This window comes from Enterobacter sp. UPMP2060 (assembly GCF_053709655.1).
Map to the genome: position 1 here is coordinate 160993 of NZ_JBSKJQ010000008.1, position 6913 is coordinate 167905.

At 53.4% G+C, this 6913-nt stretch carries 7 protein-coding genes; 3 read left to right on the top strand and 4 right to left on the bottom strand.

All coding sequences use genetic code 11. The annotated features are described in order from the left end of the window. Positions 1-3 precede the first annotated feature (3 nt). On the bottom strand, positions 4-192 hold the full coding sequence (gene bcsR / locus ACWKXN_RS16535; RefSeq protein WP_008503237.1) for a cellulose biosynthesis protein BcsR: 189 nt from the start codon (positions 190-192) through the stop codon (positions 4-6). Between the two features lie 175 nt (positions 193-367). On the opposite strand from bcsR, the gene bcsE reads away from it, so the two are divergent. Genes bcsE through bcsG form a run of 3 tightly spaced genes read left to right on the top strand, consistent with a single transcriptional unit; the run spans position 368 to position 3793 of the window. Continuing rightward, complete coding sequence (gene bcsE, locus ACWKXN_RS16540; protein WP_454544032.1) at positions 368-1930, top strand: cellulose biosynthesis c-di-GMP-binding protein BcsE; 1563 nt, start codon at positions 368-370, stop codon at positions 1928-1930. Next, positions 1924-2121 (top strand): cellulose biosynthesis protein BcsF, encoded by a 198-nt coding sequence (gene bcsF / locus ACWKXN_RS16545; protein ID WP_024908822.1) that lies wholly within the window; start codon positions 1924-1926, stop codon positions 2119-2121. Before bcsE ends, bcsF begins: the two co-directional genes overlap by 7 nt. Beyond that, a complete protein-coding gene (gene bcsG, locus ACWKXN_RS16550) occupies positions 2114-3793 on the top strand; it encodes a cellulose biosynthesis protein BcsG (protein WP_033146878.1) in 1680 nt (559 codons plus the stop codon). The genes bcsF and bcsG overlap by 8 nt, the downstream gene beginning before the upstream one ends. Positions 3794-3841: 48 nt before the next feature. On the opposite strand, the gene ACWKXN_RS16555 is transcribed toward bcsG, so the two are convergent. The 3 genes from ACWKXN_RS16555 to murB are packed head-to-tail and all read right to left on the bottom strand — an operon-like array spanning position 3842 to position 6838. Next, entirely contained in the window at positions 3842-4834 is a 993-nt protein-coding gene (locus ACWKXN_RS16555; RefSeq protein WP_454544033.1) for a glycosyl hydrolase family 8, read from the bottom strand. Between the two features lie 16 nt (positions 4835-4850). Next, the gene (gene birA, locus ACWKXN_RS16560) at positions 4851-5813 is read right to left on the bottom strand and encodes a bifunctional biotin--[acetyl-CoA-carboxylase] ligase/biotin operon repressor BirA (RefSeq protein WP_033146880.1); all 963 of its coding nucleotides are present in this window, start codon (positions 5811-5813) and stop codon (positions 4851-4853) included. Continuing rightward, the gene (murB, locus tag ACWKXN_RS16565) at positions 5810-6838 is read right to left on the bottom strand and encodes a UDP-N-acetylmuramate dehydrogenase (RefSeq protein ID WP_213730061.1); all 1029 of its coding nucleotides are present in this window, start codon (positions 6836-6838) and stop codon (positions 5810-5812) included. The genes birA and murB overlap by 4 nt, the downstream gene beginning before the upstream one ends. Positions 6839-6913: the final 75 nt, after the last annotated feature.

The following is a 6913-nucleotide window of genomic DNA, read 5'->3' on the forward strand; positions in this document are numbered from 1 at the left end:
CCCTTATTGTTGATGGGCGAATTCAGCTAATAACGGCCAGCGTTTAATAGCCGCGGCCAACTGTTCCCGCTGGGAAATATCGGTGTAATCTATTTCAGGTAAAGAAAAGGCCTGCGTCAGCGCCAAAAAATCGTTTTGGAATGTGTAACCCAGAGTCGAGTCGACTGGGGTTCCAGGTTCGTTATTATCCATTCTTTTTCCATCCCTTTAAGGAAAATCGCACGCTAAAGAACTTGCGAGGCTTCCTGCCCTGACAAATTTCATTTACATGCTAAATCTGATGTTCTTTAATTTCAATGTTAGGTTTATTTCTACGCTTTCGCTAGTAAACTGAGATACAGATAAATTAGACGAAAAGAGGGACACCGTGGACTCCATATTTTCTATTGGCATCCAGTCATTATGGGACGAATTGAGCCACATGCCAGTCGGAGGAGTCTGGTGGATTAATACGGACCGTAATGAAGATGCTATCAGTCTGGTAAACCAGACAATTGCTGCTCAGGATAAGGATTCCCGCGTGGCCGTCATTAGCATGGGCGAAGATCCGAAGAAAATTATTACGCTTGAAAGTGGTCGCGGCCCCCAGACGGTGCGATTATTTTCCATGACATCGGAAGCCGATAGTCTATACTTTTTGTCCCGCGACGTTCAGTGCTCTATTGATCCGGATCACTATTTAGTGATTCTGAAATGCGCAAATAACGTCCTGCAAAATATGCCTGCTGAAAAACTGCTGCCCTGGCTGGAAAAAATCAATAAATGGGCAAAATTTCAAAATTGCACGCTATTGTTAGTCAATCCCGGCAGTAATAATGACAAGCTGTTCTCACTTTTAATGGGCGAATATCGCTCCCTGTTCGGTCTGGCAAGCGTTCGTGACCAGGCAGGCAGCTATCTCTACGATATTGCATTCTGGTGTAATGAAAAAGGCGTGAGCGCCAGGCAACAGCTTACGCTGAAACATATTGAGGGCGAGTGGCACCTGGCGCAGCAGGAAGAAACCGTGGTGCAGCCGCGCAGTGATGAAAAACGCATCCTGAGCCATATCGCGGTTTTAGAGGGGGCACCCGCCCTGTCGGAAAACTGGACATTGTTTGATTCTAACGAAGCCCTTTTCCATGAAGCCCGCACAACCCAGGCGGCAACCCTTATTTTCTCGCTGATGCAGAATAACCAGATTGAGACGCTGGCACGACAAATCCACACCTTACGCCGCCAGCGCGGCAGTGCGTTGAAAATCATCGTGCGCGAAAATAATACCAGCCTGCGCGCCACCGATGAGCGCCTGCTTCTCGGCTGCGGCGCCAATATGGTTATTCCATGGAATGCGCCGTTGTCACGCTGCCTGACGCTTATCGAAAGCGTTCAGGGCCAGCAGTTTAGCCGCCACGTACCGGAAGATATTTCCACGCTGCTCTCCATGACGCAGCCGATGAAGCTGCGTGGATACCAAAAATGGGATACCTTCTGCGACGCCGTCGGCAACATGATGAACAACACGCTTCTTCCTGCTGACGGAAAAGGGGTCATGGTTGCTCTGCGTCCCGTGCCGGGTATTCGCGTTGAACAGGCTCTCACCTTATGTCGCCCGAACCGTACAGGGGACATCATGACCATTGGCGACAATCGCCTGGTGCTGTTTTTGTCCTTCTGCCGGGTAAACGATCTCGATACGGCGCTTAACCACATCTTCCCTCTGCCTACAGGGGATATTTTCTCGAACCGTATGATTTGGTTCGAAGATAATACGATTAGCGCGGAGCTGGTGCAGATGCGTGCGCTCCAGCCTGAACAATGGGTTAAGCCGCTCGCTATCAAGAGCGATGCCAAACCGATCCTCAATGCCAGGCATGATGGACACGTCTGGCGTCGGGTTCCGGAACCCCTTCGCTTATTAACAGACAACGCGGAGAACGCATCATCATGAACATCAGCGATATCATTCAACTGGTTATATTCTGTGCGCTGATCTTTTTCCCGCTTGGCTACTATGCGCGCCATTCCATCCGCCGTATCCGTGATACGGCCAGAGTGCTGTTTATTAAACCTCGCTATGTAAAACCAGCCGGAACACTGACACGGGCATCACACGTCAAGGCAGACCGAAAACATGACTAATTCTACCTATACCGCTTCGTCACCCTCGCCGCTCTGGCAATACTGGCGCGGCCTTTCCGGCTGGAACTTCTACTTTCTGGTGAAGTTTGGCCTGCTGTGGGCAGGCTATCTGAATTTCCATCCCCTTCTCAACCTCGTGTTTATGGCCTTCCTGCTGATGCCGCTGCCGAATATCAGGTTACATCGCTTGCGCCACTGGGTCGCTATACCTGTCGGCTTTGCGCTGTTCTGGCATGATACCTGGCTACCGGGGCCGGACAGCATTATGAGCCAGGGGTCGCAGGTGGCGGGCTTTAGCGCCAGCTATGTCCTCGATCTGACCGAGCGCTTTATTAACTGGCAGATGATTGGCGCGGTATTTGTGCTGCTGGTTGCCTGGCTGTTCCTGTCACAGTGGATCCGCGTCACGGTGTTTGTCGTCGCGATTATGATCTGGCTTAACGTGCTGACGCTGGCTGGGCCGAACTTTTCCCTGTGGCCTGCCGGTCAACCGACCACCACGGTGACCACCACAGGGGGAAGCGCGGCGGCAACCGTCACAACGGCAGGCGATACGCCTGTGGTGGGCGATATCCCAACCCAGACCGCACCGCCGACCTCTACCAACCTGAACGCCTGGCTCTCCAGTTTCTATACCGCGGAAGACAAGCGACAGACTAAATTCCCGGATGCGCTGCCGGCGGATGCTCAGCCGTTTGAACTGCTGGTGATCAACATCTGTTCTCTCTCCTGGGCCGACGTGGACGCCGCCGGTTTGATGTCTCATCCGCTGTGGTCACACTTCGATATTCAGTTTAAAGATTTCAACTCTGCCACCTCGTACAGCGGCCCGGCGGCGATCCGCCTGCTGCGTGCAAGCTGCGGTCAGACATCGCATAAAAACCTGTATCAACCCGCCGGCAACCAGTGTTATCTGTTCGATAACCTCGCAAAGCTGGGCTTTACGCAGCACCTGATGCTGGGGCATAACGGCCAGTTCGGTAACTTCCTGAAAGAGGTGCGCGAACAGGGCGGCATGCAGGCACCGCTGATGGATCAAACCGGTCTTCCCGTCTCTCTGCTGGGCTTCGACGGCTCGCCAGTTTATGACGATACTGCCGTCCTGCAGCGCTGGCTGCAGACCATCGAAAAAGACAGTAATCCGCGCAGCGCGACGTTCTTTAACACCCTGCCGCTCCACGACGGTAACCATTTCCCGGGCGTGAGCAAAACGGCTGATTATAAAGTGCGTGCACAGAAGTTCTTTGACGAGCTGGACGCGTTCTTCACGGAGCTGGAAAAATCGGGCCGTAAAGTGATGGTGGTTGTGGTACCTGAGCACGGTGGTGCGCTGAAAGGTGACAGAATGCAGGTGTCGGGTCTGCGTGATATCCCAAGCCCGTCCATCACTAACGTGCCTGCAGGCATTAAATTCTTTGGGATGAAGGCACCGCATCAGGGCGCACCGATTGAGATTACACAGCCAACCAGCTATCTGGCGATCTCAGAGCTGGTTGCCCGCGCCGTTGACGGGAAGCTGTTTGTGGAGGATAGCGTGAACTGGGATCAGCTCACCAGCAACCTGCCGCAAACGGCAGAAGTTTCAGAAAACGCTAACGCGGTCGTCATTCAATATCAAAACAAACCTTACGTTCGCCTGAACGGCGGGGATTGGGTACCGTATCCGCAGTAACACGGTATGACGTCCCTCTCCCCATCGGGGAGAGGGATAATGTCGACATTATTGCTGGGCGATCCACACCAGCATTTTCAGACTTGCCGAATAGTAGTCGTCTTTAGAGGTGATTTCGGGTTCACCGGAAGACTGCCCCATCGTGAAATCACGTACGGCCAGCAGGCCGCCTTCCATCATGTAGGGCGCATATTCATTGGTCGCGACGTTAACCCAGGCGGGCGTTTGTTCCCGGGGGAACTGACCGAACCAGGCCTTCCACGGCGTCAGCAGCGGGCTTTGCTTATCAGACCAGGCAACGTACAGCGGAACACGAATCGCGTCATAGCTCATTCGCGGCGGCCAGCCTTTGGCAGGAGCCAGCTTGCCACCTGATGCCAGTGAAACCCAGTCAGTGGGCAGATTCGCTTTACCCGAGCCCATTTTCCCCAGCAGGCGTTTCCCGTCCTTAATCAAATCGCGCCAGACCGGCAAATGACTGCGTCTGGAGAAGGCCTGCCAGGCCGGAAACACGAAATAGGAAGGATTAAGGACTATTTCACCCTCAAGCTTAAACCCCTGGACACCGGGCAGCATTACGCGGTAACCGGCATAGCGGATCACGCTGTGGTCAATCAGTGATTTGGTAATTGCATCCGATGCGGCGCTGTAGCGCTTGTCATGCCAGCGGGTGTCGGCTTTCAGCAACGCCCAGGCAATCAGCACGTCGCCATCTGCAGCGTTGTTTTTGTCGGCGACCGGGTTGGACTCTGCGGGGTTATAGCGCCAGTAAAACAGACCATTTTCTTTGTTCTTTAGCCGACTGTCTGTCCATTGCCAGAGCTTATCGAACGTGGCTTTATCGTCGTTGGCCTCCGCCATCAGCATGGCAAAACCCTGACCTTCCGTATGCGACACGCCGCCATTACCGGTATCAACAATACGGCCTTCCGGTTTGAAAAAGCGGGCCTTGTAACTCTCCCAGGCCCGATCCGCATGAGAGAGAGGCGAAAACAGCACACTCATCATGACGGCCAGCGTTGCGCAGACGGGTTTTCGCATAATTAACTCGATCCGGTTATTCGGCACTTCGCAGTGAAATCTCACCGCCCATCCAGGGTTTGATCACACCATCCTGCTCAAGAAGCAGCGCGCCCTGTGCGTCAATACCGCGCGAAGTTCCGTAGATCTCTTTATCACCAATCAGCAATTTCACCGGGCGGTTGATGAAGTTATCCAGCTTTTCCCAACGAGACAGGAACGATGCCAGCCCTTCCTGCTCAAAAAGCGTGAGTGAACTGCGCAACTCTTTAATCATACGCACGGCAAGGGTGTTGCGATCGATGACGATCCCCGCCTCCTGGAGGTTAGTCCAGGCCTGATTCACCACATCATTTTGTACATTGCGCATTACCATGTTGAGGCCTGCGCCGATGACGATTTGCGCCGCATCGCCCGTTTTTCCCGTCAGTTCGACCAGAATACCGGCAAGTTTACGATCGTTGAGGTAGAGGTCATTAGGCCATTTAACGCGTACTTTATCCGCCCCCAGATCGTGCAGAACTTCCGCCATGACGATGCCGATGACCAGACTCAGACCAATGGCAGCGGCCGGGCCCTGCTCGAGTCGCCAGTACATGGACAGATAGAGGTTAGCGCCAAATGGCGAAAACCATTTGCGACCGCGACGGCCGCGACCGGCCTGTTGATATTCAGCAACGCAGGCATCGCCGGATTTCAGCTCAGGCAGACGATCCAGAAGATACTGGTTCGTCGAATCAATCACCGGCAGCACCGCAACATTGCCGTGTCCGATCTGGCTGCGGATCGCTTCTTCATTCAGCAATTGAATCGGCTCCGGCAGGCTGTAGCCTTTTCCGGGAACCGTGAACACATCAACACCCCAGTCGCGAAGCGTCTGGATATGTTTATTGATAGCAGCACGGCTCATGCCAAGCTGCTCACCCAGCTGCTCGCCAGAATGAAACTCACCGTCAGCAAGGATGCTAATCAGGGTTAAGGGAACGGTATTGTCCTTCACGCGATAGCCTCCACGGCATTAACTTCGCCTGTGCAGCCAATGAAGCGAACTTCTGGCTCCAGCCAGACGTTAAATTTTTCGCCCACACGCTGACGAACATAATGAGCCAGCTGTACAACATCATCGCTGGTCGCATCGCGCTGATTAATCAGCACAAGAGCCTGCTGCTGGTGAACGGCAGCACCGCCTACTGAAGTGCCTTTTAGCTGGCATTGATCGATAAGCCATCCCGCGGCAAGCTTCACGCTGCCATCCGCCTGAGGGTAATGTGGTGCGGCTGGCCATCCTTCAAGAAAGACTTTTGCATTTTCGCTGCTGATAACCGGGTTTTTGAAGAAGCTTCCTGCGTTTCCGTTTACTTTTGGATCGGGAAGTTTGGTCATCCGCATATGGCAAACGGAATCAAAAACGTCGCGGGCGGTTACGGTAGCCGGATCGAGACGCGTTAAATCCCCGTAGGTCAACACAGGCTGCCAGTCCTTCGACAGGCGCAGGCCCACGGCAACAATCACGTAGCGATCCTGATATTCATGTTTGAAAATACTGTCGCGATAGCCAAACCGGCACTGTTCCGCCGTTAAACGCTTTGCCGTTCCGGTCGCCAGTTCGATGCAGTCGACATATTCACAGACATGTTTCAGTTCGATGCCGTAGGCACCGATGTTTTGAATAGGTGACGATCCGGCGCAGCCTGGAATAAGCGCAAGGTTTTCCAGGCCCGGCATCCCTTTTTCGAGGGTGAATTGCACCAGATGATGCCAGTTTTCTCCGGCCCCCACGTGCAGGTGCCAGCTGTCGGCACGCTCTTCCACATCAATTCCCATGATGCGGTTAACGATCACCGTTCCCGCAAAATCATCGAGAAACAGGACATTACTTCCTTCGCCCAGAATCAGTACGGGTTCGTTATTTTCAGTTGCGCTTTGCCATGCATCCAGCAGTTGCTGTGCAGTATCGGCACGTACAATTTGTTTAGCATTGCGTTGAATGCCAAAGGTATTCCAGGGCTTAAGGGAATGGTTCATAGACGCTATCCTGATGCAAAAACGCAGGTAGTTTACCGTATAAGCAGGGCGTTGGGGGATTAGTTTGTGCAGCGT

Excerpts from the sequence above, each read along its gene's own strand:
- bcsR (WP_008503237.1), bottom strand. The coding sequence starts at position 192 with ATGGATAATAACGAACCTGGAACCCCAGTCGACTCGACTCTGGGTTAC.
- bcsG (WP_033146878.1), top strand. The coding sequence starts at position 2,114 with ATGACTAATTCTACCTATACCGCTTCGTCACCCTCGCCGCTCTGGCAA.
- ACWKXN_RS16555 (WP_454544033.1), bottom strand. The coding sequence starts at position 4,834 with ATGCGAAAACCCGTCTGCGCAACGCTGGCCGTCATGATGAGTGTGCTG.
- murB (WP_213730061.1), bottom strand. The coding sequence starts at position 6,838 with ATGAACCATTCCCTTAAGCCCTGGAATACCTTTGGCATTCAACGCAAT.